This is a genomic window from Chryseolinea lacunae (assembly GCF_016735595.1).
Classification (GTDB): Bacteria; Bacteroidota; Bacteroidia; order Cytophagales; family Cyclobacteriaceae; genus Chryseolinea; species Chryseolinea lacunae.
Genome location: NZ_JAERRB010000001.1, coordinates 838,527 through 854,200 on the forward strand (window position 1 = coordinate 838,527; position 15,674 = coordinate 854,200).

Here is a 15,674-nt window from a genome sequence, read left to right on the forward strand (position 1 = left end):
GCCGGCGTTGTTCGGCGGCAGCGAATAGGTTATGAATGGCAACTAGCCTGGGGGTTGATGCTTTTACACTGCTGTTCCATGCATTCAAAGGTTGTCGTGTTTTCCACGCTGGGTCTGTTTCAGAGCTCGTTGCCCAACGGAGCTTCATCACGTCATGCCGACTATGCGTTAGCGGGCAGGACCTCCTTCTTTCGCAGCAACGCCGCCGCGAGCAGGGAGATGAGTATCCCAACGGGGAAAATTTCGGTGATCGTCATCCCGAACCGAATGAGCGGATTCTCATAGAGTGCTGCCAACTCCGCCATCGACTTCCGTTCTTCCTCGATCACGGCCGGCGTGGCGCCTTCGCGGGCCAGCTTGTCGAGTTCATATTGTGTATACTTGGCCATGAAGTCGTGGGCGGTTGTGTTGTAGTAGACTTCCCACGTGATGGCATAGAGCAACGACGCGATAAGCGTGATGAACAGGCCGATCTTCAGGCCTTGTCCAAACGTGATTCTGCCCTTGCCGTGTTGATCGCGGTAGGTCTTGATTCCAAAAAAGATCACCGACAGGGCGATCACCATGGACGTGTAGCCCACAACCATACCCATGTCGTAGTTGATAACTCCTTTGTCGAACAACGGATGTGTCAGCACCATGATGGTCGACACGATGATGCCGGCGATGATGCCGTAGGTAATGATGATTTTTTGCATAGCCCTTTTATTTTTTTCCGAAATCACGGCATCACGCCCCGAATGGCCTTCGCCCGAAAGTATGATTCTTCTGAAAGCAGTACCTTCAGGGGATAAGCCCCATAGATTTGCCTTTTTGAATGGCCTGTGTGCGACGCTTCACATCCAGTTTCACAAAAAGATTGGAGGTGTGAGTTTTCACGGTGTTGAGCGACACAAAAAGTTTGTCGGCAATTTCCTGGTTAGACAAACCATTGGCCATGGCATCGAGCACATCGTGCTCGCGGGGGCTGATGCCCGTTTCTTTGAGGGCTGCTTCGTTCAGCACAAACCGCCCGGACGGCATCACCACAAACGCTGTTTTTTTCCGGGTCAGGCGCAGCCCCACCCACACGCCCAGGGCGGTGAACAAAACAGCCACCACGCCCACATAAAACTCAAGCGAAAAATCGCGCACAAAGAAGCGATACTCCAGCACCTTCATGAGGAACACCAGCGCGGCCAGCGAGAGGCCGTAGAAAAGAATGGTTTTGCGCACAACACAAAGCTAATGCGCTGCGCGAACTTGTGCCAGCAGAAAATATTTGGTTAACCCGCCCATCCGTCGCGGTCGAGGCTGCGGTATTGAATGGCTTCGGCCAAATGTTCGGTGGCGATGTTTTCCTTGCCGTCGAGGTCGGCAATGGTGCGCGACACTTTCAGGATGCGGTCATAGGCGCGCGCCGAAAGGCCGATGCGTTCCATGGCCAGCTTCAGCATGGTTCGGCCAGTGTCGTCGATGGCACAGATGTCTTTCACCATGTTCGACGGCATCATGGCGTTGCAGTGAATGCCTTCGTGGGCCGCAAAGCGCAGGGCCTGACGTTCGCGGGCGCGCACCACGCGTAGCCGGATCTCTTCGCTGGTTTCCGATTTCCGGTTGGCCGTCATCTCATCAAAGCTCACGGGCACCACCTCCACATGCAGGTCGATGCGGTCGAGCAACGGGCCGCTGATTTTGCTTAGGTAGCGCTGCACAACGCCCGCCCCACACACACATTCTTTTTCCGGATGATTGAAGTAACCACACGGACACGGGTTCATGCTGGCGATGAGCATGAAGTTGGCCGGATATTCCATCGACACCTTGGCGCGCGATATGGTGACACGCCGCTCTTCCATGGGTTGCCGCATCACCTCCAGCACGGTGCGCTTAAACTCGGGCAGCTCATCGAGAAACAACACGCCGTTGTTGGCCAGCGAAATTTCTCCGGGTTGTGGATTGCCTCCACCGCCCACAAGGGCCACGTCGCTGATGGTGTGATGCGGCGCGCGAAACGGTCGCGTGGTGAGCAACGAAGTTTGCTTGCCCAGACGCCCTGCCACAGAGTGTATCTTGGTGGTCTCCAGCGCCTCGTGCAAGGTGAGTGGCGGCAGAATGGTGGGCAGGCGTTTGGCCAGCATGGTTTTGCCCGCGCCGGGTGGTCCGATCATGATCACGTTGTGGCCTCCGGCAGCAGCGATCTCTAAGGCGCGTTTAATATTTTCCTGTCCTTGCACGTCGCGGAAGTCAGTGTCGTAGTGGTTCAGCTGCGTGGCAAACACTTCGTTGGCATCGATGTGCACCGAAGGGATGGCGAGCTTTTCTTCGAGGAAGTCTACGGCTTCGCGCAGGGTGGCCACCGGATACACTTCGAGGCCGCTCACGATGGCCGCTTCGGGGGCGTTGTCGGTGGGGAGTATAAATCCTTTGAATCCTTCCTTGCGTGCCTGAAGCGCGATGGGCAACACGCCGCGGATGGGGCGCAGCGTGCCGTCGAGGGTGAGCTCGCCCATGATGATGTAGTCTTCCAGTTTTTCGGTGACGAGTTGCTGCGAGGCCTTCATCACGCACAGGGCGATGGGCAGATCGTAAGCTGCGCCTTCCTTGCGGATGTCGGCCGGGGCCAGGTTCACCACGGTTTTGTTGCGGGGCATGAAATAGCGGGCATGCTTCAGGGCCGATTCCACACGGTGCTGGCTTTCCTTCACGGCGTTGTCGGGCAGGCCACTCATAAAAAACTTGGTTCCCTGGCCTACGTTCACTTCAACCATGATGGTTCTGGCATCTACACCGTGCACGGCTCCGCCAAATGTTTTAGCGACCATACACTTTGTTGATTAAGAAAAACTACCGAGGGACTGAGGGGGACTTCTGTTACTGCTTGGGTGCTGGTTTTGCCGCGCTTGAACTTTTGGCGGTTTCCTGGAGATCGAAAAGTTTTGCCTTCAACATGTTCAGTTCGTGGGTCAATGCACCTTTCTCTTTTTCATTATCGCGGTTAACCCTCCACGACCAAACAACGTCTGCTATGATCAGCAGTATTCCAAAAAAGGTGATGTACTTAAACAAGCCGATGTAGTTGTAGATTTTCGTCAGAAAACCAAAATCCTGAATGAGCAGTGTGAAAATAAACGCGCCAATATGAAATATGGCAAACACACTGTAGAAAATGATCCTGGTTTTATTCATGCGGGGTCTGGTTAAATCTAACCGGCTACAACATTATTGTTGTTTAAAGGTAATCGAAAAAAATTAAAATGGGCAATCTGCGTCACCTTATTCAAGCAAAAGGTTTCCGGCGCAGGTGTTCCTACTTCACTTTTTGAATCTCGATAAGTTTTTTATAAAGTCCGTCGCCGGCCATCAGCAATTCGTGGCGTCCTTTTTCGAGGATCTGCCCTTGCTGGATCACCACAATCTCGTCGGCATGCTGAATGGTGCTGAGACGGTGGGCAATCACCACCGACGTACGGTTTTGCATGAGCTTGGTCAACGCATCCTGCACAAGCCGTTCCGATTCCGAGTCGAGGGCCGATGTGGCTTCGTCGAGGATGAGGATGGGCGGGTTCTTCAGCACGGCGCGGGCAATGCTGAGACGCTGGCGCTGGCCTCCCGAAAGTTTGGAGCCGCGCTCGCCAATCACCGTGTCATAGCCATGCTCGGTTTGCATGATGAAGTCGTGTGCGTTGGCCACCTGGGCCGCGTGGATCACCGCTTCCTTGCTCGGGTTCTCGATGCCAAACGCAATGTTGTTGAAAATGGAATCATTGAACAGGATCGACTCCTGTGTCACCACCCCGATTTGCTTGCGCAACGACTCAAGCTCATAGTCGCGCAGCGAAATGCCATCGAGCAAAATGTCGCCACCGGTCGGATCATAAAATCGTGGGATGAGGTCGGCCAGTGTCGACTTGCCGCCACCCGACGAACCTACCAGCGCAATGGTTTTGCCTTTGCCGATTTTGAGGTTGATATCTTTCAACACCGGCTCGCGGTCATAGGCAAACGACATGTTCCGGAATTCAATTTCCGTTTCAAACGACGTCAACACCGTGGCGTTGGGCTTGCTTTTCACGGCAGGTTCTTTATCAATCAATTCAAAAATGCGTTGTGCCGACACCATGCCTTTTTGCAAAGACGTGATGCCGTTGGAGAAATTTTTTGCGGGTTGAATAATGGATGCAAAAATCCCGATGAAGGCCAGGAAAGCACCCGGTGTGAGCGGCGAGTCCTCGGCCAAAACCAACGTCCCGCCAAAGTAGAGAATTGCAGCCACAATGAGCACACCCAATATTTCAGACATCGGCGATGCCAGTTCGTTTTTGCGGGCAATGGAAAGATTGACACGACGATGATAGTCGGTTTCCTGATCCATTTTCTTCAGTATAAAACCACGCGCATTAAAGGCCTGCACCACACGCATGCCGCCAAGTGTCTCGTCGAGTATGTTCACAATTCTACCCAGCGACTCCTGGCTTTGCACGGCTTTAAGTTTCAAACGCTTGATGATCTCCGCCACCACACCACCCACAATGGGCAACAACACCAGCGAGAAAAGTGTGAGCTTGGCCGAGATAAAGAACAGGGCAACAAAGGAAATGATGATGGTGATAGGCTCTTTCCAAACAAACTTCAGACTGTTCACCACAGCATTTTCCACTTCCGAAACATCGTTGGTGAACCGCGATATGAGATCGCCCTTGCGCTGGTCGTTAAAGTAGCCGATGTGAAGGTTTGTGGCGTTTCTGAAAATGTGCATGCGCATGTTTCGCACCACATCCACCTTAATGCGTGATGCCGCCATACGCTCCAGGTAGGTGAACACATTGCCCAGAAAGCGGGCCGCCACCATGGAGATACAAACAAACAAAAGTGCACGCAGGGCGCCTTCTTCAAAAAGTGTGCGTTGCAGATAGTAGTTATACAAGTTTGTGGCATAGTCAATCGAAAGCGCGAACTCGGGTTTGGCTCCGGGTTCAACAACTTTCACATGGCTGAACAACGAGTTCAGCAACGGCGCCACCAACCCCATGCTCACCACCTGGAACACACTGCCGGGAAAAGAATACAGAAAAAATTCAACAAGACGTCGCGCGAGGCGAGGCGCATAGTGAAGTATACGAAAGTAAATTTTCATGAATCAGTTTAAAACTCGTAAAGCCTTCGCGGCAAATTCCACCGCAGCGCAAGCGATCCGATGGTGGTGTCGTTGTTATAGCGTGCCAGGTCCGACTTGCTCTTGCGAACAATAAGGTTGGCGTCGATGAACAGGTTGTGCTTCAGCATCCACGTGGCTGTGAACGTGCCAAACACAATGTCGTTGGCAATGCCCTGCCCGATGGTGTTGCCCAGTTCCTGCTGACGCGTGGTGTTGTTCTTCAGCACATCGCTTCCCCAGTTCACACCCGTGGTGTCGCGGCCGATGCGGCTCACGATGAGCTTGCCCACCAGGTTCAGTCTTCGCAGGGGCTGGTAACGCAGCACGCCCACCACTTCGTTGAAGTTTGCTCCCAGCGGGTGGGCAATGGGTTGCCGGTAGCTGGAATAGTTGGCGTAGTTCGTGTTGTGCGAATAGGTGTAGGGCCGCACGATGTTCACTTCACCCTGCAAGTCAAGATTAGGGACGCCAAACGCGTCAATATATTTTGCACCACCCTGAATGGCAAACTTGTTTGCCCACCAACCGTCGCCCGCTTTGATGTGGCTCAGCACAAATTCGTCGAGCACAAACTGTCCATAGAACGAAAGTTTGCGCACCGCATTCCATTTAAAGTCAAACCCCAGCAACACATTGTCGCTGCTGCCGTTTTGCTGTTCGATGGCGCGGTAGAAAATGATGGGATTGAGATAGTCGAGCCGGAAGTTGTCGGTGCCCGTGGAGTCGTCAACACTAAACATGACAGACTCGAAAACGCCAAGGTTCAGTTTCTTGCCCACGTTGATGCTCAGGTGGTGCATGGCGTTGAATTTTGTGGGGTAGCCTCCATTGGTTGCTTTGAGGCCGCTGAGTGCGCCATCCACATCGGCCGTCATCTGGTTGAGCAGGAACATGTAGTTCAGCTTCCACACTTTCACGGTGCCTTTCAAAAACCAAGTGGGCGGCGAAAAGTCAGAGAAGATGAGCGAGCGATAGCCGTTGCCCACAAACACGCGATCGTGACCAAACTGCACGTTGATGTGGCGGGTGGCTTCAAAGGTGATGTAGCCCCGGGCCTGCAAAAAGTCAACACCCTTGCCTTTCTTGAATTCTTTCCAGAAGCCTTCGTGGGGGATAACGGGGTTGGTGGCCATCTGCTCCCAGACATAAGAAGGCAGCACGGCCTGGTTGTCTGTGAGGTAGGTATAGAATCCCACTTTTTTATCGACCATGCCGCGCACTTCCACGCCGCGGGTGTTGATGAACAACATGTCGTCGCGATGCGAATCGTTGCCGGCGCCAACATAAAGCACGGGGTTGATATGCAGGTCAAACGCATCTTCGTCCACCTTGAACATGTCGGACTTTTTCTTGTAGAGGGCTTTCAGGATGGGCTTGCGGCTGTCGCTGGTTTCGGCGCGCGACCATTCCCAGCTGTCGTTGCGCAGGTATTCGTAGGTAAATTCGTCGGCGCGTGACGTGAACTGGCCGTTGGCATGCAGGGTGTCTACAAAGGCCACAATGTCGGACCGTTTATAGGGCTTCACCCCCGTGAAAATGGTGGGCGATATACGTCCCGATTTCACTTCATAGCGGTCGATGCTGTGATAATAGTCCTCGTTGAGCGGGGCATAGCTGCTTTGGGCCAGCAACCCCAGGGGAAAACTGCAAAACAGAAAAGCCAGTAGCCGTGTCTTCATGAAAGAAAATTAAGTGGGCAAAAATACAGTATTTGCTGCAATCTGAAGTTTTGGGGACGGGCATGGCCGGTTTTAGGGTCAAGGGTGCAGGATTTCACTTTTTTTCAAACCGGGCTGAAGAAGGGTTCACAGCGGTTTTTAGAGCAAATTTTTACGACGGCACCTTGTATATCTCTTCCCGGCCCGTATATTTGCAGTCCTTTTTAAGGAGAAAACAAAGAATTGATATGAAAAAAGGCATTCATCCCGAGTACAGAGAGGTAGTTTTTTGGGACACCTCCAGCGACACGAAATTCATAAGCCGTTCTACTTCGAACACGAAAGAAACCATTAAGTTGGAAGATGGCAAGGAATATCCCGTCATCAAAGTCGAAGTTAGCTCTGCTTCACATCCATTTTTCACTGGCAAAAAGCTGTTCGTTGACACAGCCGGCCGTGTTGAGAAATTCAAGAACAAGTATCAGAAGAAAGCTTAATACTTCTTTTTTTAACATGGAGAGAAAAGCCCCGACTCGTCGGGGCTTTTTTTATTGTCCTTTTGTGTGTGCGAAAGCGACATTTAATCCGGCAATCCCTTTATCATACCGGATCTGACGCTATTTTTGGAACATGAATCTGATCCTCTTCGATGACCCGTCCATCCGCATAGAACTCCTCCCCTTCACCTTCACCCGCCCCGTGGCCGCCATCCGGGTGGGCATTCTCACCCTCGCGGAGAAATGGGAAAAATACCTCAACGTCACCGCGTCCTATAAAACCGAAGCCTATCTCCAACAAAAATATCCCATCGTTTCCACACCCGACAACCTGCTGGTAAACGGCGCGCTGTGTGCCGACCCCGCCCTGGCGGCAGCCGTGAAGGCTTTGCCCGACGGCTATTTCCTCGTAAAAGATTCGCTGCTCCTGGCGGCCCGCAACCCCACGCAGGACATGAGCAGCCGCAACACCATTGAATATCCGGAGTCGCTCACCGTGATCGACAAACCCTGGAGAATATTCCGTGAGAACGGCGCACAGATACGCGCCGATTTCAAACTCATCACCGCCGGTCGCACGTCTGCGCGCATCGACGACCGCCACACCCGCGTGTATGGCGAAGAAAACCTTTTTGTGGAAGAGGGCGTCTATATCCGCGCCGCCGTGCTCAACGCCGAAAACGGCCCCATCTATCTCGGCAAGGGAAGCCAGATACACGAAGGCTCGCTGGTGCGCGGCGCCTTTGCATTGGGCGAAGGCTCACAACTGAACATGGGCGCCAAGATCCGGGGCGACGTCACCATCGGTCCGCACTCCAAGGTGGGCGGCGAGGTGAGCAACTCCATCCTGTTTGCCTACAGCAACAAAGCACACGACGGTTTCCTGGGCAACTCCGTGATTGGCGAGTGGTGCAACTTTGGCGCCGACTCCAACACCTCCAACATGAAGAACAACTATGACGTGGTGAAAATCTGGCGTCATGGCGAGCAACGTTTCGTGCCGACCGAACTCAATTTTTGTGGGCTCATGATGGGCGACCACAGCAAATGTTCCATCAACACCATGTTCAACACCGGCACCGTGGTGGACGTGAGCGCCAGCATTTTTGGCGAGGGCTTTCCCAGCAACTATGTGCCATCCTTTTCCTGGGGTGGCGGCGCAGGCTTCACCACCTATCAGGTAGACAAAGCGCTGGAAACCGCCGCGCGGGTGATGGGCCGCCGCAATGTGGAGCTGACGCGCACCGACGCCGACATCCTGCTACACGTCTATAACACCACCGCACACAGCAGAACGTGGGAAACCAAATGATATGAAGTTTGCATCCATTCCAGGCCTGAACGACGTGAAGACCATGCTGGTGGCCGCCGCCAAAAGCAATCACATTGCGCACGCCCAACTTTTTGTAGGCGCCAACGGCGCATTGAATTTGCCGATGGCCCTCGCCTATGCCACCTACCTGCATTGTGAAAACAAAGGCGACGACTCCTGCGGTGTGTGTGCAGCCTGTTCCAAGAACAGCAAGTTCATTCACCCCGACACACACTTTGTGTTTCCGCTCAGCAACGTGAAGGGCGATAAAGACGAAGACCGTTTCAAAGCCGACATCCTCAAGTCGTGGCGTTCGTTCCTGCTCGAACAACCCTATGGCAACCTGAACGACTGGACAAACTACTATGGCGGCGAAGACAAAGCGGCGCTCATCTCGCGCGAAGAAAGCCGCGAGATCATCAAGACCCTTTCGCTCAAACCGTTCGAAAGCCCCAACAAGGTGATGATCATCTGGCAACCCGAGCTGATGCACCCCTCGGCGGCCAATGGCATTTTGAAAATATTGGAAGAGCCGGCGCCGCACACCTTCTTCATTCTGGTGACCAACGCCGCCGACCGCCTGTTGCCCACCATCATTTCGCGAACACAGATTGTGACCGTGCCCCTGTTGCACGACGAAGAAGTGGAATCCTTTCTGGTGAACCAGCGCAGCATCGAACCGACGCGCGCCGAAAAAATAACATCGCTTGCCGAAGGCAGCCTGAACCAGGCCCTGAGGCTCACCGAAAGCGAAGAAGACAACAACACCCAACGCTTCACCGAGTGGATGCGCCACTGCTTTCGCAAGAGCTATGGCCCGCTGGTGTTCACCGCCGACGAGTTTCACGCCCTGGACAAGCTGAGTCAGAAAAACCTGCTGGCCTACAGCCTGCTGGTGATGCGCGAAACGCTGCTGTTCATTTCGGGTGCCAACACCATGAACCGTTCGCGCGGCGAAGAGCTGAAATTTATACAAGGCTTCAGCAAAGTGATGACGGTGGAAAAAATAGAAAAATCCTTTACATTGATTAACGATGCCAGCTACCACCTGGAGCGAAACGGAAGTGCCAAGATGATTTTCCTGGACCTTTCGCTAAAGCTGGCCAAGATCATCAACCCGTAGACTATGAACAAACTCATTCGCATTGGTACCCGCGGAAGCAAGCTCGCCTTGTGGCAGGCCGAACATATCGCCGGCCTCATCAAGCCCTCGGGCTATCGAACCGAAATTGTACCCATCGAAACACGGGGCGACAAAATTCTGGACGTCAGCATTTCCAAGATCGGCAGCAAGGGCGTGTTCACCGAAGAAATTGAAGCGGGCCTGCTCAACGGCACCATCGACATCGCCGTGCACAGCGCCAAAGACCTCGCGTCCGAAATTCCGGACGAGCTGGAACTGGTGGCCTTCACCGAACGCGAACAAGCCAACGATGTGATTGTGAGCTATCGCAAAGACATCAACCTCGCCAAAGACAAACTGAAGATCGGAACATCGGCCACACGCCGGGTTGCCTTCCTCAAACATTTCTATCCACACGTGGAAGCCGCCACCATTCGCGGCAATCTTCAAACCCGGTTTGCAAAACTGGAAGCGGGCGAATACGACGCGTTGCTACTGGCCTATGCCGGCGTGTATCGCATGGGCTTCGAGCACCTGATCGTTGAGAAAATTGAAACCAGCTATTTCGTGCCTGCAGTAGGACAGGGAAGCATTGCCATTGAATGTCATAAGAAATTAAGTTTTGATAAAAAGGAAATCCTGGAGCGCTGGGTCAATCACCCGGAAACGGAACATTGCATTCGCGCAGAGCGGGCTTTCCTTCGCACCTTGCAAGGCGGCTGCAGCATTCCGGCGTTTGGCTATGCTCACACCGAAGGCAACATGATCACGCTGAAAGGCGGCATCATCTCGCTCGACGGCCAGCAGATTGTGAAGGCCAAACACTCCGCACCTCCCGCCGACTTCAAAGCGCTGGGCGAACGCGTGGGCGACGAAGTGCTCATCAACGGGGGCTCCACCATTTTGAGCGACATCAAAAGCTACGCCAGCACCACGTAATTTTTTCGTAACCGTATCTGATCAATCTTTAATAAAACTTTCCCCATGAAGCGAGTTTCCAGTATAGTTGTGCTTTTCCTCTGTTCTCTTTTTGTGACCAGCTGTGCCCAAAAGAAAGACTACGTTGTGACCATCGAAACCAAGTATGGCAAAATGGTGGCCATCCTCTATGACGAAACACCAAAACACAAAGCCAACTTCATTAAGCTAGCCAAAGAACATTACTACGACAGCACCCTGTTTCACCGGGTCATCTCAGGCTTCATGATTCAGGGCGGCGATCCGGATTCCAAAAAAGCAACGGCCGGCCAACGCCTCGGCACCGGCGGCCCGGGCTACACGGTGGATGCGGAAATCAATCCAAAATTCATCCACGAAAAAGGAGCACTCTCGGCCGCCCGCCTTTCCGACTTTCAAAATCCATCCAAGGCCAGCAGTGGCAGCCAGTTCTACATCGTGCAAGGCACCAAGCTGACGGAAGAAGAATTAAAAACAGACTTCGAAAAAATGAACGGCGTGATGGGCCAGTTCTTTCAAAACCCTGCCAACAAATCGGCCTACGACTCGGTGATGACCGCCTACCAGGCACAAGACATGAAAGCCTTTCAGGCTTTGTTGCTGAAGCTGAAGCCACGCGTTGAAAAACAATTGGGCGTTGCCCTCAGCAAGGAAGTGTCGCCCGAAAAATTGAAAATCTATACCACCGTGGGCGGCACACCCAACCTCGATGATCAGTATACCGTGTTTGGCAAAGTGATCAGCGGACTGGACGTGATCGACAAGATTGCCGCAGTGGCTAAAGATCCCTCTGAACGCCCCGTAGAAGATGTGCGTATGAAGGTGACCGTGGAAGAACTCTCGGTAAAAAAAATCGAGAAGCTTTACGGCTATCACGTTCCTGAAAAAGTGAAATAAACGGAAGGCCCAAACGTCTCCGACTACATTTAGTATTACCCTCTACTCCCGCTACCCCTCATGAAAATTCTTGTCACCGGTGCCAATGGTCTGTTAGGTCAAAAATTAATAGAACGCTGGCAAGGTGATCCTTCCATCGACCTCTATACCACCGCGCGAAGAGCCGCTGTGTTGCCGGTCGATCCCGATAAATTTTTCCTGGCCGACCTAACCGACCCGCACGCCGTGGAGGCGTTGGTTGACCGCATCAAACCCGACACCATTGTGCACACTGCCGCCATGACGCAGGTAGATCAATGCGAGCAGGACAAGGCCGGCTGCTGGAAAGTGAATGTCGATGCTGTAGATTATCTCATCCAGGCCTCGCGAAAAAACAACGCACACCTGGTGCACCTTTCCACAGACTTCATTTTCGATGGAAGTCATGGCCCCCTGCAAGAATCGGATCAACCCAACCCGGTGAACTATTACGGCGAAAGCAAAGTAGCCGCCGAGAAGCTGGTGATGGAAAGCGGACTGACGTGGAGCATTGTGCGCACGGTGCTGGTCTATGGCATCACGCAGGATATGAGCCGCTCCAACATCATTACGTGGGTGAAGAAAAATCTGGAAGCGGGCAGCGTCATCAAAGTAGTGACCGATCAGTGGCGCACGCCCACGCTTGCCGAAGACCTGGCCGAAGGTTGCCACCTGGTGGCTGTGCAACGCGCTACGGGTGTGTATCACATCTCGGGAAAAGATTTTCTCACACCGCACCAGATGGCGTTGCAGACCGCCGACTTCTTTCAGTTGGACGCGTCGCTTATTCAAGAAACCAATGCCGCAATTTTTAAAGAAACAGCACGTCGCCCGCTGCGCACGGGGTTCATCATAGACAAAGCCGTGCGCGAACTTGGCTACGCACCCCACTCCTTTCGCGAAGGCATGGCACTCGTTTCGTCGCAGTTGAAAAAGTAGACTACGCCTTCCTTTTTTGCCGCAGGGCAATGTAATACAACGGCACACCGATCAACGTGATGATCAGTCCCGGCCACGTATAGCCTGGTTTATAGGTGATGAGCAATGTGCAAAACGTGGTGCCCATCAGTATGTAGATTAACGGCAGCACCGGGTAGCCAAACGCTTTATAGGGTCTTGGCGCATCCGGCATTTTTTTACGGAGAATGAAGATGCCGACGATGGTGAGCATGTAGAACAACACCACAACAAACGACACCATGTCGAGCAGGTCGCCATATTTTCCACTGAGACACCACAACGAAGCAAGAACGGCCTGCACCCACAACGCGCGCTGCGGCACAGCAAACCGATTGAGTTCGCCCACCTGACGGAAGAACACACCGTCTTTGGCCATGGTGTAGTAAACACGCGCGCCCGCCAGAATCAACCCGTTGTTACAGCCAAACGTCGACACCATAATCATGAGGGCGATAATGATCGTGCCCCCGTTTCCAAAGATCATGTTCGAAGCCGCCACACCCACTCTGTCTTTTTCGGCAAACGCAATGTCGTGCATGGGCAGCACGGCCGTGTACATGAGGTTGGCGCTTACATAGATGATGGTGACGATGAGCGTTCCCAGAAAGAGGCTGAGCCCAATGTTGCGCTGGGGATTTTTCATTTCGCCGGCAATGAACGTCACGTTGTTCCAGGCATCGCTGCTGAAGATGGAGCCCACCATGGCCGCCGCAATTGCGCCAATGGCCGCGATGGAAGTATAGGTTTCTATGCTGTTGTCGGCGTTGAGTTTGTGAAGGTCCCACGCGTTGGTCCAGTTCGCGGTCCACACGTCGCCATTCATCATGATGAAGCCAAACACAATGAGGCCAAAGAGGCTCAGCAGTTTTGTGACGGTAAACGTTGTTTGAATGGCCTTGCCCCCCTGCACACCGCGGCTGTTGATGAAGGTGAGCACCACGATGATGAAGATGGACACAAGCTGCGCCGGCGAAACTTTCATGAAGGTCAGGTCCAGCAACACGATGTCTTCGCTCACGCCGGGCACAATGTAGGCCATGAATTTCGAGAAGGCCACGCCCACCGCTGCGATAGTGCCCGTTTGAATGACGGCAAAGAAACTCCAGCCGTAGAGAAAAGCAACCAGGGGATTATAAGCTTCCTTGAGGTATACATATTGGCCACCGGCCTTGGGGAACATGCCACTCAGCTCGCCATAGCTCACGGCGGCTGTCACGGTCATGAAGCCGGTGATGAGCCACACGGCAATCAACCATCCCGATCCTCCCACATTGCGCAGGATGTCGGCGCTCACAATAAAAATTCCCGATCCTATCATTGAACCGGCCACCAGCATGGTGCCGTCCCACAAGCCTAGCACAGGCTTAAACTTTGTCTCACTCATCAGCGATTCCGTTATCAATAAGTTTTGAATATAGGGAAATCGCCCGAATCTGCCAGCAAGGTTTTTTTTATGTCACACCACACCCTAACCCCGCCAGTAAACCCCATTGATGGCTATAGCCACTATACCATGTCTTCACCCAATTCTTCGGCCAGTTTCATGTTGGGGATCTCGAACTTGAACATCGTGCCCTCGCCAAAGGTGGATTGCACCGTGATCTGACCCCTCAGTTTTTCCACGGTCTCCTTCACAATGTAGAGCCCCAGCCCGGCACCCTCGCTGCGGTCGGTGGCCCGGAAAAACATATCGAACACGCGGGGAAGCAGGTCGGCCGTGATGCCGATGCCGTTGTCGTGAAAATGGAAGGTGGCTTTGCGTTCATCTACCGTGATGAGAAAACGCACAAACGATTCGTCCTTTTGCAGGTCGCGATATTTGATAGCGTTAGAAAGCAGGTTGTTAAAAATCACCGAGAGGCGATAACCATCGGCGTATAGTGGAATGGTCTCGTCTATTTTGATTTCCTTGATGATCTGATCCGATCCCTCCATGTATTGCAGACGCTCCACGCTGTCGCTCACAATTTCGGCGAGGTTCACCTTTTTCACATTCAGGTTGTTCCGGGCGTTGCGCGAATAGTCCAGGATTTCTTTCAGCGTGTCGTCGAGCTTCTGGATGCTGTGCTCCATCATGTTGAAATAGTGATCGAAGATGTTGTCGCGTTGCTGGTCGTTCATCTTGGCCAGGTTCAACAAGCCCAGCACCGACATGAGGGGTGCGCGCAGATTATGCGACACACTGTAGACAAAGCTGTCGAGCTCCTTGTTGATCTTCACCAGTTCTTCGTTCTGCTTGCGCAGTTCGCCATCGGAACGTTTCCGTTCTTTCTCCAGCGCTTTTTGTTTTAGCGAATTGACGATGGCCGCGGGAAGGCGGATCAGGTTTGACTTCAGCACATAGTCGTCGGCCCCTTGCTTGAGACAGCTCACGGCAAATTCTTCCGACACCGATCCGGTCACCAGGATGAAGGGAATCTGCACGCCCGCACGGCGACACAACTTCAGTGCATCAAAGGAGTTGAACTGGGGCAGACGGTGGTCCGACAAAATCACATCGGCCTCGTAGGTGCGCAGCGCATCCACAAATTCCTGTCGGCTGTCTACACGGTTGGTCTCAAACGTGATCCCTTCCTTCTGCAACACGCGCTCGATCAGTCCTACATCGTCCTCCACGTCTTCTAGCACGAGGATCCTCAACGGTTTATCATTCATAAAAGACATCAGTTTACTTGTTCCTACCTGGGCGGTTCGTTCAACAGCAGCCAGAACAAACCCAGCTGCGCCACCGCTTCCATAAATTTGTCGAATTCAACGGGTTTCACCACGTAGGCATTCACCCCTAGTTTATAAGACTCCACGATATCGCGTTCTTCTTTCGACGATGTGAGCACCACCACGGGAATGACCTTCCGCACGGGATCACTTTTTATTTTTCGCAACACTTCGATACCATCCACTTTCGGCATCTTCAGGTCCAACAAGATTATCTTCGGAATGTTCGAAGCTTCTTCATTAAACAAAAACCGAAGGGCTTCCTCGCCATCCTGCAAATGCACGAGGTTGTTGGCCAGGTTATGTTTTTTCAAAACGCGGATGGTCAATTCTGCGTCGTCCGGGTTGTCTTCAATCAATAGTATTTCAACGGCTGCACTGGTTGTCATGACGGCTATAG

Annotated in this window: 15 protein-coding genes; 6 read left to right on the plus strand and 9 right to left on the minus strand. The window is 53.0% G+C overall.

The window, feature by feature from the left end:
* Positions 1 to 161 precede the first annotated feature (161 nt).
* The 6 genes from JI741_RS03200 to JI741_RS03225 form a co-directional block, all read right to left on the minus strand.
* Positions 162 to 698, minus strand: coding sequence for a DUF4199 domain-containing protein (locus JI741_RS03200; protein ID WP_202007309.1), 537 nt, complete (start codon positions 696 to 698; stop codon positions 162 to 164).
* Between the two features lie 85 nt (positions 699 to 783).
* A complete protein-coding gene (locus JI741_RS32955) occupies positions 784 to 1,215 on the minus strand; it encodes a helix-turn-helix transcriptional regulator (protein WP_369411718.1) in 432 nt (143 codons plus the stop codon).
* A gap of 50 nt (positions 1,216 to 1,265) precedes the next feature.
* Positions 1,266 to 2,804, minus strand: coding sequence for a YifB family Mg chelatase-like AAA ATPase (locus JI741_RS03210; RefSeq protein WP_202007312.1), 1,539 nt, complete (start codon positions 2,802 to 2,804; stop codon positions 1,266 to 1,268).
* A gap of 49 nt (positions 2,805 to 2,853) precedes the next feature.
* Complete coding sequence (locus tag JI741_RS03215; RefSeq protein ID WP_202007314.1) at positions 2,854 to 3,168, minus strand: hypothetical protein; 315 nt, start codon at positions 3,166 to 3,168, stop codon at positions 2,854 to 2,856.
* A 121-nt stretch (positions 3,169 to 3,289) separates the two neighbouring features.
* Entirely contained in the window at positions 3,290 to 5,116 is a 1,827-nt protein-coding gene (locus tag JI741_RS03220; protein ID WP_202007316.1) for an ABC transporter ATP-binding protein, read from the minus strand.
* 8 nt (positions 5,117 to 5,124) lie between these two features.
* On the minus strand, positions 5,125 to 6,816 hold the full coding sequence (locus JI741_RS03225) for a hypothetical protein (protein WP_202007317.1): 1,692 nt from the start codon (positions 6,814 to 6,816) through the stop codon (positions 5,125 to 5,127).
* 227 nt (positions 6,817 to 7,043) lie between these two features.
* Between JI741_RS03225 and JI741_RS03230 the strand changes: the two genes are divergently transcribed.
* The 6 genes from JI741_RS03230 (at position 7,044) to JI741_RS03255 (ending at position 12,538) form a co-directional block, all read left to right on the plus strand.
* Positions 7,044 to 7,292 (plus strand): type B 50S ribosomal protein L31, encoded by a 249-nt coding sequence (locus JI741_RS03230; protein ID WP_202008103.1) that lies wholly within the window; start codon positions 7,044 to 7,046, stop codon positions 7,290 to 7,292.
* Positions 7,293 to 7,425: 133 nt separating this feature from the next.
* Positions 7,426 to 8,604 (plus strand): GlmU family protein, encoded by a 1,179-nt coding sequence (locus JI741_RS03235; RefSeq protein WP_202007320.1) that lies wholly within the window; start codon positions 7,426 to 7,428, stop codon positions 8,602 to 8,604.
* A gap of 1 nt (position 8,605) precedes the next feature.
* Positions 8,606 to 9,727, plus strand: a complete 1,122-nt coding sequence (locus JI741_RS03240; RefSeq protein ID WP_202007322.1) for a DNA polymerase III subunit — start codon at positions 8,606 to 8,608, stop codon at positions 9,725 to 9,727.
* A 3-nt stretch (positions 9,728 to 9,730) separates the two neighbouring features.
* The gene (gene hemC, locus JI741_RS03245; RefSeq protein ID WP_202007324.1) at positions 9,731 to 10,666 is read left to right on the plus strand and encodes a hydroxymethylbilane synthase; all 936 of its coding nucleotides are present in this window, start codon (positions 9,731 to 9,733) and stop codon (positions 10,664 to 10,666) included.
* A 45-nt stretch (positions 10,667 to 10,711) separates the two neighbouring features.
* On the plus strand, positions 10,712 to 11,581 hold the full coding sequence (locus JI741_RS03250; RefSeq protein WP_202007326.1) for a peptidylprolyl isomerase: 870 nt from the start codon (positions 10,712 to 10,714) through the stop codon (positions 11,579 to 11,581).
* A 60-nt stretch (positions 11,582 to 11,641) separates the two neighbouring features.
* Positions 11,642 to 12,538 carry an SDR family oxidoreductase gene (locus tag JI741_RS03255; RefSeq protein WP_202007328.1) on the plus strand — a complete coding sequence of 299 codons (897 nt, stop codon included), beginning with the start codon at positions 11,642 to 11,644 and terminating at the stop codon, positions 12,536 to 12,538.
* Between the two features lies 1 nt (position 12,539).
* Here the strand turns inward: JI741_RS03255 and JI741_RS03260 are convergent, their stop codons facing one another.
* The 3 genes from JI741_RS03260 to JI741_RS03270 form a co-directional block, all read right to left on the minus strand.
* Positions 12,540 to 13,943 (minus strand): APC family permease, encoded by a 1,404-nt coding sequence (locus tag JI741_RS03260; RefSeq protein WP_202007330.1) that lies wholly within the window; start codon positions 13,941 to 13,943, stop codon positions 12,540 to 12,542.
* Positions 13,944 to 14,065: 122 nt separating this feature from the next.
* Positions 14,066 to 15,214 carry a sensor histidine kinase gene (locus JI741_RS03265; RefSeq protein ID WP_202007331.1) on the minus strand — a complete coding sequence of 383 codons (1,149 nt, stop codon included), beginning with the start codon at positions 15,212 to 15,214 and terminating at the stop codon, positions 14,066 to 14,068.
* A 23-nt stretch (positions 15,215 to 15,237) separates the two neighbouring features.
* Entirely contained in the window at positions 15,238 to 15,663 is a 426-nt protein-coding gene (locus JI741_RS03270; RefSeq protein ID WP_202007333.1) for a response regulator, read from the minus strand.
* Between the last annotated feature and the right edge of the window lie 11 nt (positions 15,664 to 15,674).